General features: G+C 62.6%; 15 protein-coding genes. 6 read left to right on the top strand and 9 right to left on the bottom strand.

The window, feature by feature from the left end:
- Positions 1–23 precede the first annotated feature (23 nt).
- The 7 genes from H6A60_RS03860 to H6A60_RS03830 form a co-directional block, all read right to left on the bottom strand.
- Positions 24–305: a rubredoxin gene (locus tag H6A60_RS03860; protein WP_205102094.1), complete on the bottom strand. Its 282-nt coding sequence runs from the start codon at positions 303–305 to the stop codon at positions 24–26.
- Complete coding sequence (locus H6A60_RS03855; RefSeq protein ID WP_205102093.1) at positions 302–1,207, bottom strand: hydrogenase expression/formation C-terminal domain-containing protein; 906 nt, start codon at positions 1,205–1,207, stop codon at positions 302–304. Before H6A60_RS03855 ends, H6A60_RS03860 begins: the two co-directional genes overlap by 4 nt.
- 68 nt (positions 1,208–1,275) lie before the next feature.
- Positions 1,276–1,731 (bottom strand): thioredoxin domain-containing protein, encoded by a 456-nt coding sequence (locus H6A60_RS03850; protein ID WP_205102092.1) that lies wholly within the window; start codon positions 1,729–1,731, stop codon positions 1,276–1,278.
- 40 nt (positions 1,732–1,771) lie between these two features.
- On the bottom strand, positions 1,772–2,086 hold the full coding sequence (locus tag H6A60_RS13860) for a HypC/HybG/HupF family hydrogenase formation chaperone (protein ID WP_205102091.1): 315 nt from the start codon (positions 2,084–2,086) through the stop codon (positions 1,772–1,774).
- A 119-nt stretch (positions 2,087–2,205) separates the two neighbouring features.
- Positions 2,206–2,904, bottom strand: a complete 699-nt coding sequence (locus H6A60_RS03840; RefSeq protein WP_205102090.1) for a HyaD/HybD family hydrogenase maturation endopeptidase — start codon at positions 2,902–2,904, stop codon at positions 2,206–2,208.
- A complete protein-coding gene (locus H6A60_RS03835; protein ID WP_205102089.1) occupies positions 2,874–3,029 on the bottom strand; it encodes a hypothetical protein in 156 nt (51 codons plus the stop codon). Before H6A60_RS03835 ends, H6A60_RS03840 begins: the two co-directional genes overlap by 31 nt.
- Before the next feature lie 246 nt (positions 3,030–3,275).
- Complete coding sequence (locus tag H6A60_RS03830) at positions 3,276–4,478, bottom strand: M20 metallopeptidase family protein (protein ID WP_205102088.1); 1,203 nt, start codon at positions 4,476–4,478, stop codon at positions 3,276–3,278.
- 313 nt (positions 4,479–4,791) lie between these two features.
- On the opposite strand from H6A60_RS03830, the gene H6A60_RS03825 reads away from it, so the two are divergent.
- The 4 genes from H6A60_RS03825 to H6A60_RS03810 all read left to right on the top strand — a co-directional run bounded on the left by H6A60_RS03825 (position 4,792) and on the right by H6A60_RS03810 (position 10,131).
- The gene (locus tag H6A60_RS03825; RefSeq protein WP_205102087.1) at positions 4,792–6,138 is read left to right on the top strand and encodes a ferredoxin reductase family protein; all 1,347 of its coding nucleotides are present in this window, start codon (positions 4,792–4,794) and stop codon (positions 6,136–6,138) included.
- Between the two features lie 205 nt (positions 6,139–6,343).
- Positions 6,344–7,249 carry a 1,4-dihydroxy-2-naphthoyl-CoA synthase gene (menB, locus tag H6A60_RS03820; protein WP_205102086.1) on the top strand — a complete coding sequence of 302 codons (906 nt, stop codon included), beginning with the start codon at positions 6,344–6,346 and terminating at the stop codon, positions 7,247–7,249.
- A gap of 111 nt (positions 7,250–7,360) precedes the next feature.
- A complete protein-coding gene (locus H6A60_RS03815) occupies positions 7,361–8,524 on the top strand; it encodes an AMP-binding protein (RefSeq protein ID WP_205102085.1) in 1,164 nt (387 codons plus the stop codon).
- Positions 8,525–8,757: 233 nt separating this feature from the next.
- Complete coding sequence (locus H6A60_RS03810) at positions 8,758–10,131, top strand: shikimate kinase (RefSeq protein ID WP_205102084.1); 1,374 nt, start codon at positions 8,758–8,760, stop codon at positions 10,129–10,131.
- Positions 10,132–10,215: 84 nt separating this feature from the next.
- Here the strand turns inward: H6A60_RS03810 and H6A60_RS03805 are convergent, their stop codons facing one another.
- Entirely contained in the window at positions 10,216–11,184 is a 969-nt protein-coding gene (locus tag H6A60_RS03805; protein ID WP_205102083.1) for a DMT family transporter, read from the bottom strand.
- A 353-nt stretch (positions 11,185–11,537) separates the two neighbouring features.
- Here H6A60_RS03805 and H6A60_RS03800 point away from each other — a divergent pair, with 353 nt between their 5' ends.
- Positions 11,538–12,134 carry a flavodoxin gene (locus H6A60_RS03800; protein WP_205102082.1) on the top strand — a complete coding sequence of 199 codons (597 nt, stop codon included), beginning with the start codon at positions 11,538–11,540 and terminating at the stop codon, positions 12,132–12,134.
- A gap of 54 nt (positions 12,135–12,188) precedes the next feature.
- Positions 12,189–12,977: a carboxymuconolactone decarboxylase family protein gene (locus H6A60_RS03795; protein WP_205102081.1), complete on the top strand. Its 789-nt coding sequence runs from the start codon at positions 12,189–12,191 to the stop codon at positions 12,975–12,977.
- 183 nt (positions 12,978–13,160) lie between these two features.
- On the opposite strand, the gene rarD is transcribed toward H6A60_RS03795, so the two are convergent.
- Positions 13,161–14,135, bottom strand: coding sequence for an EamA family transporter RarD (gene rarD / locus H6A60_RS03790; RefSeq protein WP_205102080.1), 975 nt, complete (start codon positions 14,133–14,135; stop codon positions 13,161–13,163).
- Positions 14,136–14,238: the final 103 nt, after the last annotated feature.

Raw genomic sequence — 14,238 nt, 5'->3', positions numbered from 1 at the left:
AGTCGAACATTCGTGCACCGGCATCAATCTTCTGCCGGCAAAAACGCCGACTTCGGCTGCCCGCAATCCGGGCACGTGAATTCCTCGGGAAGCGCCGAAAAAGGCGTTCCGGGTTCGATGTCCCAAGCCGGACAGCCTTCTTCAGGATCGTAGATATACCAGCAGACGCGGCACTGCATGCGTGCGGCGCCCGCCGCACGCTCGTTGGCCGCTTCGTCGAGGAGCCGCAGAATGTCGCGCCCCTGCGCGAGGTTCGGTGCGTTGCACTTCTCGGCCTGCCCGCTCTTTTCGTTTGCGTCCGTCATGCTTGAGCCGCCTCCCGGGGCAACTTTTCTTTCTCGTTCGCCTTGCCGCCAACCGCTTCGCCGATCGCGCCGCGCTCGATGTCGGCTTCGAGCCACTCAACGAGCTCGCGGCAGCGCGCCGCACCGTCGGCAAACTCTTCAACCGCAACCGGGAGTTCGGGCGGCAGTTTGGCCACCACATAGGCTTCAAGGAGATTTTTGCCCGCATTGTTGACGATGCGGCTGTGCCAGACGTTGCGCACGGTCGTCGACGTGATCGTCGAACGGGCAAAACCGAGAAGCGCCGCTTCCACTTCGCCCGTCCCGAGCGTCGAATAGAGCGCCGTCAAATCGCTCGGTGTGAGCGGCTGACGCGACAACTCCACCATTGGGGCGGTCGACGCAGGAATCGTTGTGAGGTCGGTCGATTCGAGCAATTCGTTGAGTTCAGCCAAAATAGCCGTCGCCGCAAAGACGTCGCGGTCCGGATTGACAAGCCTCGGCACCCGTTCGAGCCCTTGCTCGGCAAAATGCTCGACCGCCCGCGGAATGCGCGCAAGAACAAACGAATTGCTCTCGCCGTCGCGCCCCGTCTGCACGCGCCAGAGCCCGGGCACAACCGTATCGGCCGTCTTGGCTTCGCCGCGGCAGAGCGTGATGCGCACTTCGCCCTCGCCCAAAAGCGCAATCAGAAAATCGATCGTTTCTGGCGCAAAAGCGGAGAAGTCCCAGACGGCGTGAAGCTCGGAGCCGTCCGCCGGGGCGCGTCCGGCCGCAATATCGGCAAGCGCCCCTTCGAGGCGCTCTGCGACGTCGCGCAGAAACGCGATCGCGCCGAGCGCAGCGCGCTTCTCCACTTCGGGCGCCATCTTCGGCATGGCGACCCACCGTCGGGCGTGGTCCAGCGTCAGCGTGTCGGTCATCGGAACTCTCCTCCTCAATGCGGTGTTGTTTCTTGGCGTTCGGTTCGCTTCGTGCGCTTTTAGGCGCCTTAAGCTTCGGACTGCGGCGTCAGAATGGAAATCGTTCGCTGCGGCGGCTCCGTGCGGCGCGCAATCGCGCCGAGTTTTGTGAGATAGCCCTCCCACGTGTCGAGCCCTTCGGCGGCGCCGAGGAAGCAGTCGTCGCGGAAAAGCGCAAGCGCCGGAAGCTTGCGAACGCCCCAGCGGGCAGCCATCGCGCGCCCCTTCATGACGTCCGCAAGCCACGCCCCCGAAAGAGCGCTGCCGAAACACTTCCGGATTTCCGGGCCGATCACGAGAATGTCGAGCGTTTCCTTTCGCACGTTCGGATCGTCGGCAAAGACGACGAACTTGAGTCCCGACAGTTCAAGAAAGTCGTCGATACCTTCTTCGTCGAGATCGACAAACCCCATCTCGTTGCGAATGCGCTCAAAGAGCGGATGCGTCGCGGGGTCGATCGCCGTTATGCGCGTAAATCGGGACATGCTTGGACTCTCCTTCTTCTAACGAAACGACCGTCGTGCGTCAGGGCTCGGCGGGTTTCTCTCGGTCGGCGGCCTGTGCGTCGACAAGTTTTTTCAGGTGTTCGGGCAAGGGCGGTTCGCGGTCGACCAGGTCGGCAAAGCCCGCACGAATGTTTTCGTCCGAAAGGTCGCCAGCCATGACGGCCGCGGTTGCTTCAAGTGCCGCCGCGACCTCACGCGCCTCTTCTTCCGTCACGCGCCGAATCGCTTCGTCGCGGAAAACGAGGAGCCAGTCGCCCGGGTGTACGGCGCCCGGCTCGTCGAGCATCGCAAGCGTCACGTTGACGCACGACGAGACGCCTTCTTGAGCGGACACGTTCCAATCAAACGCCGGCGTACACGGACCGCACAAGCCGCCTGCGGCGGCCGCACTACGCTCGCAGCGCGCTTCAAACCCATCGACCGAACGCACCCGCATCGGAATCGCCACGCACATCATCGGCCTCCGTCTTTGTGGTCCGCCTCGCCGAGCGGATCCATGGCTGCACCCGCTGCGAGCCGCATGAAGCGCTCGTCGCCCAAGCGGCAGGCATCGGCGTCGCTCGGCCGATCGGCTTCGTAGGCGTTCATCGTGAGAACGGCTTCGGCAAGCGGCGCGACCGTTTCACCGTCGGCGCGCCGCTCGAGCGCAAAACCCCATTCCTTCAGAATGGCCGCCGCCTCTTCGAGCGCCTCGGAAATGCGGGCCTTCACGCGCGGCGTGAGGCTGCCGCCGTAATCGTTGAGTTCTTCGGGCTGCACGCCGACAACGGCCACTTCCTGCGGACTCGCGTCGAGCATCGCGGCGGTGGCCAAGAGATCGTTGAAGCCCGTCTGGTGCGGCGAAATTTTGGTGGAAGACCACACACCGACCTCGTCGCCGCGCAACACGCCGAGGTAGCCCGGCGCCAGATGAAAGTCGCAGCAGTCGAAAACGAGAATGCGGCGCGAGGACGTGATTTCGTTGATGAGGAAGCCTCCGAGCGTGCCGCCGTCCATGACGTCGACGCCCTCAACCGGGCGAAACGCCTGATGAAAGGCCTCCGCCGCACGCGGACCGAACCCTTCGTCGGCCCAAAGGATATTGCCGATGCCGAGAACGAGCACTTCGCGCGCGAACGTCCTCAGCCCGGCTTCGCTGCCGGTCGTCTGCACTTTCCACCTCCGTTTTCGGGCGCCCCCTGCGCGAGCGGACGTCGGTCGAGTGCCGAACGCGCACGCCGCCCCATGGTCTTGCCCGATGCTTCTTCAACTATAGTCGTCGCACGCGCGTTCGCCATCCGTCGTTCGGAGGGGCTGCGTCGACCGCTCAGCAGACGAAAGGGCATCCCAAAGAGGTAGTCTCAACGGCGATTCACCTCGCCATTGCCGCATCTAGAAGCGCAAAGCGCGCACGGCTGCGAGCCGCACGCGCTTTGCGCAATGGAGTCGCTTTCACGGGCGATCGGCACGAAGCACTCTTCCGCATGCAAAGAAGCCATGCACCCGATTGCTTCGTGCTATCTGTCCCGTTTATCCCAACGGCCTTAGGCGAGCGCCGCAAGACGCTCAAGCGCAATGCCCGAGAGCAGCGTCGCGCCGACGGCGATCACTTCGTCGTTGAAGTCGAAGGTCGGGTTGTGAATCGAGACCTGGTGCGTTTCGTCGCGAACACCCAAGCGAATCACCGACCCCGGAATCTTGCGCTGATATTCGGCAAAGTCTTCGCCGCCCATCGACATCGGGAAACCTTCGACGGCATAAGCTTCGCCGAACTGACGCTTCACGAAGTCGCACATCGCCGCCGTCGTCTTCGGGTCGTTATAAACGGAAGAAACGAGGCGGTCGTAGCGGAAGTCGACCGTGCAGCCGTTGGCTTCGGCTACGCCCTTGACCATGCGGTTCATTTCCTTTTCGATGAGGTCACGCACATCTTCGTTGAAAGTGCGCACCGTACCCGAAAGCGTCACTTCGGCGGGAATCACATTCGGCGCGTTAAAGCGCCCAGCGTTGATCGAGCAGACGGAGAGCACCGCTTTTTCGATCGGGTTGACCTTGCGCGAAATGATGGTCTGCAGCGACGTCACGAGTTCGGACGCGACAGGCACGGGGTCGACGCCCAAGTGCGGACGCGCGCCGTGGGTGCCCGCGCCCTTCACGGTCACGTAAAAGAAGTCTGTCGAAGCCTGCGCGGGCCCGACGCAAAAGCCGCAGACACCCTTGTCGAGCGTCGCTTCGTCGTGCGCGGCGTAGATCTCGGCGATTTCGTACTTCTCGAGAATCCCTGCATCAAGGACGGCGAGGGCACCGCGGCCGATTTCTTCGGCCGGCTGGAAGATGCCGACAACGCGACCGGGAAAATCGCGCTTCGCGTTCAAGTAGCGAAGCGCGCCCATGAGCCACGTCGTGTGCCCGTCGTGACCGCAGGCGTGCGAGCGCCCGTCGATCGTGCTCTTCCAGGGGTTCGTCGCGCAGTCCGTCATCGGAAGCGCATCGCAGTCCGCGCGAAGCCCGACGGTGCGCCCGGGACGGTTGCCTTCCACGACGACAATCACGCCGCCCTTGACGGCAGATTCGTCCACCTGCTCGAGCCCCCAGCCGCGCAGCGTCTCGGCGATTTTCTTGCAAGTACGTTCGGTCTCAAAGCCGAGTTCCGGATGCGCATGGATGTCGCGGCGGAACGCTTCGAGTTCGGCCTGCCAGCCGACGATTTCCGGAAAGCACTTCTCCTTCAGAACGATTTCGGTCATTGCTCACTCTCCTCAATGGAATGCGTTGGTCCTAAAAAGGCGATCCCCAAAAGATACCTGTACCGTCCGCGTGCCGCCTTGCCGAAATGTCTTATCCGCAGGCGGGCGCGCGCATCTTTCGCACACGTTCGCTTCGCGTGCCGCGCTTGCAGCCCATCCTTAGCGTTTCCTAAAAAACGCAAAGAATCGTGAAGAAGCCTTTCAGCCTGTTTCAAGCCTTAGCGTTCTGTGAGTGCGTCTTTACAAAAGCGAAAACGCGTTTTCGCGCCTCTTTTACATTGATTCGCACCGAGACCCAACAAACGGAGGCAACATGAAACGCATCGTCTACGGTTTTGCAGCATTAACGACCGCCGCCTGGCTCTTCGGCCTGTGGGTGGACCCGCCCGCGATGAACGGCCGCGGCCTCTCGCACGAAGTTTTCTACTGGAACGGGATTCTCGCCTGGGGCTATATGGCGATGGCGATCGTCATCGCCGCGCGCCCGGCCTGGCTCGAGCGCGCGACGAAGACGCCGCTCGACGAGCTCTATCGCTGGCACCGTACAATCGGCTTCTGGGCGCTCGGCCTCTCGGTCTTTCATTGGCTGACCAAAACCATCATGGCGCCCGTCTTCTCGCTCATGACGCTCGAACCCGTACCCAAGATCGTCCGCGGCGAATTGACCGGTTTCGATCTCTTCTGGTCGCAGATGCGCGGCTTTGCCGTGGACTCTTCGATTTGGGCGACCGTGATCGCACTCGTGCTCGGCGCACTCGTGTTCGTCAAGGCGCTTCGGTACACGAAGTGGCTGCAGCTTCATAAGCTCTTTTCCGCCCTCTTCATCGTGCTTTCGATCCACGCGATTCGACTCGCCGATCCGGCAGACTTCACGCTGCCTCTGGGCATCATCAATCTCGCCGTAACGGCCGTCGGACTTTGGTATTCGGTTCTGCTGCTCGTTCGCGGTGCGGGTCGAGAAAAAGAAGTGCCCGCCCGCGTCACCGACGTTGAAGTGCACGAGAGCATCACGCTCCTCACGGTCAAGCCTGAAAAGCCGCTTCACGTTCGTGCCGGCGAATTCGCCTTCCTCGCGACCCAAAACGAAGAAAAGCACCCGTTCTCGGTTGCGGAAATTTTGCCCGACGGCTCGCTGCGCTTTGCCGTCAAGGCGCTCGGCGACTACACGACAAACGACGTACCGCGCATTGCGCCGGGCGACGAGGTGCGGCTTGAAGGACCGTGGGGCGCCTTTACGCTCGAACGCTTCGAAACCGACGCCGCAACGCGACGCAAAGAGCTCTGGGTCGCGGGCGGCATCGGGATCGCGCCCTTCTGCGCGTGGCTGCAGGACGCGGCCGAGCGCAAAGCCAAGGTCGCGGACGACGAAGCGTTCGCCAAGTCGCACCCGATCGCGAAGCTTCTCTGGTGCGTGCGCGATTGCGCAGATGAACCGATGCTCCCGAAGATCGAAGCACTTGCACGGCGCGCAGGCATTGAATTCCATATCGTTGAATCGAAGAAAAGCCGGCTCAAGCCCGAAGCGCTCTTCACGGCGGGCGTCCCCGACCGTCTCGCACTCTGCGCGGGGGCGGGACTCTCGAACGCGGTCGCCGAAGCTTTCGTTGCGGCGGGCGGCTCGAAAACCGCCATTCGGCGCGAGCACTTCGACTGGCGATAAAGCACATTCGCTGCGATTGACGTCGAAACGAATCTCCGCGCAACAGGACGCGGTGTCGGAAATAGGCTGAACTGAGTGCGCGGGCGTCTGTGGCCCGCGCACTACTTTGTATACGCGTTTATTCGTACGAAATTCGCTCGCTTTGCCGCCATGGGCTATCATCGCGGCTTCAATGTCAAACTTACCCTTAAGGGAGATCAGAAAGATGACGAACGAGCCGACCTCGCCCGAAGCGATCGAAGCCGCCAAGGAAGCGGCCGCCCGCAACCAGCCGTCGCCCTCGACCTCGGGGCGCAACTGGACGCCCATTCGCGAGTACGAAGAAATCCGCTTCGAATTCTGGGAAGGCATCGCCAAGATTACGATCGACCGTCCGCGCTGGCGCAACGCCTTTACGCCGACGACCGTCAAGGAGCTCTCCGAGGCCTTTGCGATCGCGCGCGAGCGCGCCGACATCCGCGTGATCTTCCTCACGGGTGCAGGCAATATGGCTTTCTGCTCGGGCGGCGACATGCACGTGAAGGGGCTCGGCGGCTACATCGACGCGGGCGGCGTGCCGCGCCTCAACATTCTTGACGTCCAAAAGCAGATCCGTTCGATTCCGAAGCCCGTCATCGCGCTCGTGAACGGCTACGCGATCGGCGGCGGTCACGTGCTGCAGGTCGTCTGCGACCTCTCGATTGCGTCTGAAAACGCCGTCTTCGGCCAGACCGGCCCGCGCGTGGGCTCCTTTGATGCGGGCTTCGGCGCGAGCTACCTCGCGCGCGTCGTGGGTCAGAAGAAGGCGCGCGAAATCTGGTTCCTCTGCCGCCAGTACAAGGCCGACGAAGCGCTCGAGATGGGACTCGTCAACAAGGTGGTGCCTTTCGAGTCGCTCGAAGACGAAGGGGTTGCCTGGGCGCAGGAAATCATGCGCCTTTCCGCACTCGCAATCCGCATGATCAAGGCCGGCCTCAACGCCGAACTCGACGGTCAAGCGGGCATTCAGGAACTCGCGGGCGACGCCACGATGCTCTACTACATGACCGAAGAAGCCCAGGAAGGCGGCCGCGCGTTCCTTGAGAAGCGCGCCCCCGACTTCAACTACAACAAGCGCCCGTCGAATCCCTGATTCTTCGCGCGAGCACGCCGTGCGCACGATGTCAGCTCGCTCCCCGTGAACGGGACCGCACTTCGGGCGCACGACGCGAAAAGCTTTTCAAACTCGCATCCTTTTTCTCTCATGTCGAACGGCATCTTCGAGCGCGCGCTCGCCGAGCGCCCGGGTCTCCTGATTGACGGCAAGCTTCACGTGTGGACGGATTTTCTGCGTCCCGGCCCCGATGCGCCGAGTCCCTTTGCGCGCGAATGCGTCGAGCGCTTCGGCGCCGAGAGCTTTTACGCCGCGCTCTCGCGCTTTCTCGAGACGCTTCTGGACGACACGGCCGCCCTGCGCGTGCAGACCTCGGGCTCGACCGGGCGCCCGAAGCCTTTTTGGGCCGAAAAGCGCCGCATGGCAGCGAGCGCCCGCATGACCTGCAGCTTTCTCGGTCTTGAGCCCGGCGAAAAGAACCTCCTCGCGATGCCGCTCGACTACATTGCCGGGAAGATGGTCGTCGTGCGCAGCGTCGTCTGCGGGCTCGACCTCGTCGTTCGAACGCCCAAGTCCGACCCGTTCGATGGCCTTGACGCAGCACAGCAACCGCTCGGTCTTTGCGCCGTCACGCCCATGCAGGCCGTAACGATTCTGAAGCACCCGCAGAGCGCACGCGCGTTCCTCGAAAGCCGCAACATTCTGATCGGCGGCGGCGCCGTCGACGAAGAGCTCTTTGAAGCGCTTCAGGCGGCAAAAGGTGCCGTCTACTCCACCTACGGCATGACGGAAACGCTTTCGCACGTAGCGCTCAGACGCCTCAAGGGACCTGCGGGCACCCGAAGCGAAACCCATTACAAGCCGCTGCCCGGCGTCAAGGTGTCGCTCTCGGCGAAAGGCACGCTTGTCATTGCGGCGCCCGCCGTTGCGGGCGAGCCCCTCACGACGAACGACATTGCCGAAATCGCGCCCGACGGTGCCTTTCGCATATTGGGGCGCCTTGACAACGTGATCAACACGGGCGGCATCAAGGTACAAATCGAAACCGTTGAAGCCAAGCTCGCGCGCGTCATTCCCTGCCCCTTTGCCATCACGGCCCGCACGAGCCACACGTTCGGCCACGAAGTGGTCCTTTTGGTTGAAGGCGACCCGGCGGCGATCGACTTTGACGCCGTGTGCGCCGCACTCGGGCGCTACGAAAAGCCCCATGCCGTCTTCGGCGTCGAACGGCTGCCGAGAACGGAAACCGGGAAAACCGCGCGGCGCGCCACGCGAGAACTTGCCGAACGGCTTTCGCGCGGCGAAGCGGCGTGACGCTTCGAAGCACGCCGTGCAATCGAGGCGGTCGATGGCGGCCGCCTCTTTTTCTTTGAATCCGCTAGCGCGCTTCGGTGATGCGCTGGGAGCGCATCCGATCGGCCGCGCCGCCGCTGCTGTATATTTGGAGCTTTCGCTTTGCGTAAAACGCGCATCTTTTCCGATTGCCGCCTCTTCGCCACGAAAGCTTTTTCGGCTTCCAAGCACTCGGGCGGCACCCGACAGGACCTATGGCCGAGCTTCTCGACAACGACGATCCCCGCTTTGCATTCGCCGCACTCAAAGAGTACGCTGCGAATTCTGGGGCGTTGCTGCGCTCGCACATTGAGGCTTTCGGCTTTTCGGGACTTGAAACTGTCGAACTCGACGTCAATGCGGCGAAAGGCCTCGGGACGCTCCTCGCTTCGAAGCGATACGCGGGGCTTGTGCTCGACCGCTACTATGCGCATGCGGCGGCCAAATGGCTCGCGGCGCACCCGACGCTTGGGCGTCTCACTGAGCGTGCGGCCCGCTCGGGCGCTGTCGACCTTCTTCTTCGCGAGGGCGACGGTACGCTCACGGGTGACGATCTCGCGCAGGAAATTCTCGAAGACGTGCTGCGCACGCACGCACCGAACTTGACGTGCCGCACGGCGCTCATTCTGGTCGATCCGCCTGCAAGCGACGCCGCAGCTGCGCAGCGCGAACGCGCGCGTTCGCTTCGCGCTTCGCTCCGGGCGCTCGGCATTGAAACGGCGCTTCGGGTCGTCGATGCCAATCGCCCCGGCATCTCTTTGCCGGAAGCCCCGGCGGCCGAACCCGACCTCCTCCTTAATGCAAGCGTTTTCGGCACGGACGCCGTCTTTTCCGACGAGCCCCTCTTTTGCGAGCGCTGCGAAGCGGCCATCCCGAGCGAAAATGTGGAGCCCAAAAGCGCCGGCGGACAACGACTTCCCGAGCCGCGTCTTCTCGTCGAAACCGCCGCTCGCCCGCTGCGCTCGCACCTTCTCATTGAAGCAAGACGCCGCGGCATCCCTGCGGTCTCCGGATTCGAACTCGAAGTGGCCCGCGCTCGCGCCGTGATCGAAGCTTTTCTCGGGCGGCCGCTCAGAAATTGTGTTTCCGCAACGATCGAGCGCGACATCCGGCTCGAAGCCGAAAACATCGTTTTGATCGGGATGCCGGGCTGCGGCAAAACGACGATCGGCAAAATTCTCGCGCAGCGCCTCATGCGCCGCTTCGTTGATGTGGACGAACTCGTCGCGCAGCACGTCGGCAAATTCAAGGCGCGCATCTACCGCGAAGAAGGCGAAGCGTTCTTCCGCGAGAAGGAAACCGAAGCGATCCGCACCCTCGCGCTCAAGACGGGGCTCATCATTTCGACGGGCGGCGGCTCGTGCCTGCGCCCCGTCAACCGCGCGCTCCTCGGACTCAACGGCCGCTTCATCTGGCTCAAGCGTCCGCTCGCCAAACTCGCCACGCGCGACCGCCCGATCGCGATTGCCCGCGGCGTCGCCGCGCTCTACGAAGAACGCGCGCCGATCTATTCGTCGCTTGCCGACCGCACGATCGAAGTGTCTTCGATCGACGAAACGGTGCGCGCGATTTTGGGCGAACACGCCTAAAAAAGGAAGCGGCCGATCCCGAGACCGGCCGCCTGTCATAGTCTTTGTTCACGAAGTGCTTCGGGGCGGCGAGCCCCGTCAACATCACCGGCGCTTGCGTCCGAAAAGCCGCTTCAAACCGTCGGCGCCCTGCACGAGCAAAAGTCCCCCAAGCACGCAGAGCGACCCCGCCACGAAGGTCGAGCCAACCGTCTCGCCCAAAAGCAGAATCGAGAGCACGACGCCGAAGATGGGCGTGACGAAAATGAGGACGCCCAGGCGCGCCGCGAGGTATCGCTTCAAAAGTCCGCACCAAACGAGGTAGCTCGCAAACGACACGATCACCGACTGAAAGATGAGGCTCGACCAGCCGAGAACGGTCGATTCGAAGACGTTCTGTCCCGTGAGAAGCGCAAACGGGAAAAGGATCGCAAAACCCGTAGCGAGCTGCGCGAAGAGCATCTGCGTGGGCTTGGCGTCGTTCATCGTGGTCGTGCGCAGGAACACAATCGTGAGCCCCCAGGAGAGACCGGCGCAAAGCCCGAGGAAGTCCCCGAAAAGCCAGAGCGACGAGTCGCCTGCGGCCGACTCGGGCGCGAGGAGCGCGGGCACGAGGAAGGCGAGCGCGATGCCGAAGAAAGCGAGAACGAGCCCGAGCCACTGCAGGAGCGACAAGCGCTCTTCGGGCAGCCGAATCGAGAGACCGATTGCCGCAAAGAGAGGCGCCGTATAAAGAAGCACCGACATATGCGACGCGCTCGTAAACCGAAGGCCCTCCGCGACGAAGAGGAATTCGCCCGTGAAGCCGAGCCCCACCAAAAGCGCGTCGCGAAAGCGCACGTTCATGTTCCACTCTTCGTGGAGCACGAAGCGGTTCCAGAGATACAGGAGCACCGCCGAGACGCCCGAGCGCAGCCCCACCTGCAGCATCGGCGAGACATCGTCGGCCGCCGCCTTGATCGCCACCTGCTGCAGGCCCCAGATGAAGCAGAGCACCATGCAGATGAGAAAAGCGGTGAGATCGATCGGCTTTCTCGTCTCGGGCGAGCGCACGGCGCTTTTTGTGTTTTGCATTTCTTTGTCCGTTTGTTTTTCTTTTGCGTGTTCGTCTTGCGGTTCGCCGGCTAACGGTGAGGCGCAATCAACCGCAAGCGAGACCGTCAATCTTGCCACGAACACGGCTTGCCCGAAGAAGAACACGCTTCTTTTGGCGACGCAAGTCCGTCCCGAAGTGTCAGCGGGCCGCAGCCCGCTCGCTTTCTTGCCTGTTCGAGTCATTCGTTTGCCGCATTAAACCGCATTCAAATTAAGTATTTGAATCGATTCGACCGCAATCCTATAGTCGAACTTGAAAACAATCCGAACGGCGCGTGTGTCCGTTCGTGAAGTCAAGATCCCAAAGCATCATCCAGAAAGGACGCCTCGATATGAAAACCGTCAATCGCCGCAGCTGCCTCAAGCTCGCCGCCTGCGCAACCTTCGCAGGAAGCACCGCCGGTCTCTTTTCCGGGCGCGCGCTCGCCGCACCGGCATCCGAAGGCAAAGGCAAAGGCAAAGCCATCGTCATCTACTACTCGCGCACGGGCTCGACCGAAGCGCTCGCCAAAATGATTGCCGAGCATACGGGCGCCGCGCTTCTCAAGATCGACGTCAAGGAAAAGTACGCCCCCGACTACGGCGACATGACCTACATCGCCCGCGACGAAGTGCGTGCGAACGCCCGTCGCGAGCTCGAAACCGTCATTCCCGACCTCTCGGGCTACGACACGGTCTTCCTCGGGACCCCGTACTGGTGGGGCAGCGTTTCGGTGCCGATCAATACGTTCCTCATGGATCACAACCTCGCAAACAAGACCGTCGCGCCCTTCATCACGTCGGGCAGCTCCTCGCCTTCGGGCGCCCTCTCTCGCATGAAGACGCTTTGCCCGCAAGCGAAATTCGTCGAACACTTCTATGTGCCGGGTAGCGACGCTCAAGACGCGAAGGCCGACGTGGATGCATGGTTGAAGAAGCTCGGCTTCTAAAGAAACGCGCACACGAGAGAATCCCGAACGAAACGGCAACCGGAGACCGAACACATGAAGCGCAGAACCGTACTTCAGAGCGCCGCAGGCGCAGCGATGATCAATCTTTTTTTGGAAAGCAATGCCATGGCTCAGGAAACCACTTTGAATGAAACCGTCATGACGGATGCCGACGCGATTCTCGAGCGTCTGATGACGAAGGACGTCCCTGCGGCCGTCAAGTTTGACGAACGCATGCGCACGCTCATTGCCGTCGCGTCGCTCACGGCCCAGGACGAAGACGAAGTCCTCGCGCGCGTCGTGCTCGACGCCCTGAAGAAGGGGGCGAGTCCGCTCGAACTGCGCGAAGCTGCCGTGCAGGCGATGGCGTACTCGGGACTGCCGACCACGATCCGCGCGATCAACGTCATCGCCCGGGCTTGTGCCGCCGCAGGGAAGACCTTCCCGACCGAAACGAGCGCCACGGTGACCGATGCCGACCGCTTTGAAAAAGGCCTCGCCGTTCAGAAGAGCATCTTCGGTGCCGGCATCGACGCCATGCACAAAAACGCCAAGGCCGACGAACGCGCCCTCATGGTGGACCTCCTCTCGGGCTACTGCTTCGGCGACACCTACACCCGTACGGGGTTGCCGCTCAAGGAACGCGAACTGCTCACCTTCGTCGTCATCGCCTCGATGGGCGGGTGCGAGCCGCAGGTAAAGGCCCATGCGCTCGGCAACCTCGCGCTCGGCACGACGCGCAGCGAACTGATCGACGCCATTGTCGTGATGGTGCCCTTGATCGGCTTCCCGAAGGCCCTGAACGCGCTCGCCATGGTGAATGAAGCCGCGCCCGCGAAGTAAGGCGGGCATCGGCCGGCTGCTTCCTCGAGCCGCCGGCCGAATCGTCTCAAGCGGACTGCCTAGCCGCCTGAGGCGCAATCCTTACGCCGCCCGATTGTTTTACCTCCTCCTTTCCGGTCGGGCGGCCTTTTCCTGTCCTTCCGCTTTGATCCTTCAGCGGACACTTCTCACTCGCCATACGGCTTACTTTTCCTCGCCGTCCGCAGCACGCTTGCGCTCTTCGTGCCCGCCCGCCACAAAAAGCACGGCAGCGACGACAACACAGGCAATGGCTGCGGCCTGGGCCGTGCCGAGCGGTTCGGCAAAGACGAAGACGCCCAAAAGGAGCGTAAGCACGGGACTCAGGAACTGAATGATGCCGAGCACCGTGAAGGGCAGGCGCTGCGCGGCCAGCGAAAAGAGAATCATCGGGATCGACGTCACGACGCCCGTCCCCATGAGTACCCAGCTGATCCCGTCAAAACCCTCGAAGAACCGAAGGGCGGCACTCCCGCCGTTACCGAGGAGGAGCCAAGCAAGCGCAAAGGGCAGCATGAGCGCATGCTCGAGCATGACACTCTCAAGGGGCGCGAGCGTCACCTTCTTTTTGAGTGCACCGTAGATTGCCCAGGTCGCCGAGACCGAGAGCGCAATGGTTGGGAATCGATCGAGTCCGACGACGAGCGCAGCAACGCCCAATGCCGCGACGCCGAGCGCGGCGGCGCGCAGTTTCGAGATGCGCTCGCGAAAGACGCAGATGCCGATCGCCGCTGTCGCGAGCGGCGTCAGAAACGTGCCGATCCCGAGTTCAACGACGCGCCCCGTATTGACGCCGAGAATGTTGATGAGCCAGTTGGCACTTGCAAAAGCAGAAGCGGCAATGATGACGCGCGCCATCGGCGCATGGGTTTTCGTGAAGACCGCCCGAATGTGCCGCAGCGCTTCGCCGGTTCGCCCCGTTGCAACGAGCACAGCACCGATGAAGACGAAGGACCAGACGATTCGGTGCGCAAGCACTTCGACCGAGTCGACGGCAGCCATCAAATGCCAGTAGAGCGGCATCAGTCCCCAAAAGACATAGGCAATGACGGCACCCGCCAAACCGAAACCCGCGCCCGTAGGCACCGCACGCCCGCGCCGCCCGCCTTCGTCTTTCGTGCTCTCGAGTCGGTCTGTCATCGTCTTCCTTTCCATGCCGATCGCAACGGCCGCGCTGCCCGCCGATCTGCCTGGGTCGGCTGGCGCAGCACGCACACCCGATCGAGTCTACCGCCGAGCACGC

The sequence above is a fragment of the Sutterella massiliensis genome (assembly GCF_016899755.1).
Taxonomy (GTDB): Bacteria; Pseudomonadota; Gammaproteobacteria; order Burkholderiales; family Burkholderiaceae_F; genus Sutterella; species Sutterella massiliensis.
The sequence above is the reverse complement of the archived record's forward strand: the minus strand, read 5'-3'. Positions and strand labels throughout refer to the sequence as shown.

Bases quoted from the DNA above. Each gene is read 5' to 3' on its own strand.
- H6A60_RS03860 (WP_205102094.1), bottom strand. From the start codon at position 305: ATGACGGACGCAAACGAAAAGAGCGGGCAGGCCGAGAAGTGCAACGCA.
- H6A60_RS03855 (WP_205102093.1), bottom strand. From the start codon at position 1,207: ATGACCGACACGCTGACGCTGGACCACGCCCGACGGTGGGTCGCCATG.
- H6A60_RS03850 (WP_205102092.1), bottom strand. From the start codon at position 1,731: ATGTCCCGATTTACGCGCATAACGGCGATCGACCCCGCGACGCATCCG.
- H6A60_RS03835 (WP_205102089.1), bottom strand. From the start codon at position 3,029: ATGGCGAACGCGCGTGCGACGACTATAGTTGAAGAAGCATCGGGCAAG.
- H6A60_RS03830 (WP_205102088.1), bottom strand. From the start codon at position 4,478: ATGACCGAAATCGTTCTGAAGGAGAAGTGCTTTCCGGAAATCGTCGGC.
- H6A60_RS03825 (WP_205102087.1), top strand. From the start codon at position 4,792: ATGAAACGCATCGTCTACGGTTTTGCAGCATTAACGACCGCCGCCTGG.
- menB (WP_205102086.1), top strand. From the start codon at position 6,344: ATGACGAACGAGCCGACCTCGCCCGAAGCGATCGAAGCCGCCAAGGAA.
- H6A60_RS03815 (WP_205102085.1), top strand. From the start codon at position 7,361: ATGTCGAACGGCATCTTCGAGCGCGCGCTCGCCGAGCGCCCGGGTCTC.
- H6A60_RS03810 (WP_205102084.1), top strand. From the start codon at position 8,758: ATGGCCGAGCTTCTCGACAACGACGATCCCCGCTTTGCATTCGCCGCA.
- H6A60_RS03805 (WP_205102083.1), bottom strand. From the start codon at position 11,184: ATGCAAAACACAAAAAGCGCCGTGCGCTCGCCCGAGACGAGAAAGCCG.
- H6A60_RS03800 (WP_205102082.1), top strand. From the start codon at position 11,538: ATGAAAACCGTCAATCGCCGCAGCTGCCTCAAGCTCGCCGCCTGCGCA.
- H6A60_RS03795 (WP_205102081.1), top strand. From the start codon at position 12,189: ATGAAGCGCAGAACCGTACTTCAGAGCGCCGCAGGCGCAGCGATGATC.
- rarD (WP_205102080.1), bottom strand. From the start codon at position 14,135: ATGACAGACCGACTCGAGAGCACGAAAGACGAAGGCGGGCGGCGCGGG.